Source organism: Xanthovirga aplysinae (genome assembly GCF_009711365.1).
Lineage (GTDB): Bacteria > Bacteroidota > Bacteroidia > Cytophagales > Cyclobacteriaceae > Xanthovirga > Xanthovirga aplysinae.
On the sequence record NZ_SMMB01000183.1, the window covers coordinates 1 to 616 of the forward strand.

2 protein-coding genes are annotated in these 616 nt (G+C 35.7%); both read left to right on the forward strand.

Annotation, left to right across the window (positions count from 1 at the left end):
- Positions 1-320, forward strand: a 320-nt coding sequence (locus E1171_RS00335) for a carboxymuconolactone decarboxylase family protein (protein WP_155203001.1), incomplete at its 5' end; no start/stop codon positions are given.
- A gap of 1 nt (position 321) precedes the next feature.
- A partial coding sequence (locus E1171_RS00340; RefSeq protein ID WP_155203002.1) for a hypothetical protein occupies positions 322-616 on the forward strand: 295 nt, incomplete at its 3' end.

A 616-nucleotide genomic window follows, 5' to 3' on the forward strand; every position in this document is an offset into this window, starting at 1 on the left:
TCAATGAATACCGCCAAAAGATGAATGAGAAGATTTTGGCGACTGATAATAAAGTAATCAAAAGAATTTTCAATTTGGACACTAACGCATATCGAGAGGGAGCCATTGATGTAAAAACCAAAGAAATGTTAGGGTTGGCTTGTTCTATGGTTTTAAGATGCGATGACTGTATCCGATATCACTTGGGAAAATGTAAAGAAGTTGGTTTAACCAAAGAGGAAATATTTGAAGTTTTTTCTATTGCAAGTTTGATTGGAGGGACCATTGTAATTCCCCATTTAAGAAGGGCGGTGGAATATTGGGAAGAATTGGAGAAATAAAATGTATAAAAAGGATTTAGAGCTTCAAAGAGAATGGACCAGGCTAACCAAAAAGCTTGAAGGAATCATTGGAAAGCGTCCTAAAGATTTAAATGCAGTTCTTTTTCTTATTGGAGTGCAAGAATTAGGAAGAGGAGCCCATTCTTTTAGTAAAGAAGAAAAACAAGATCTGCTCCACATTGCTATTTGTAAAGTGCTTAGCCTTTCAGGTTTTTATGAATTAGAAGGCTTGGATGAACAAGGTTGGCCACACTGGAAACTAGTTAAAAAATTACCACATTTTGACCTTTTAGAGC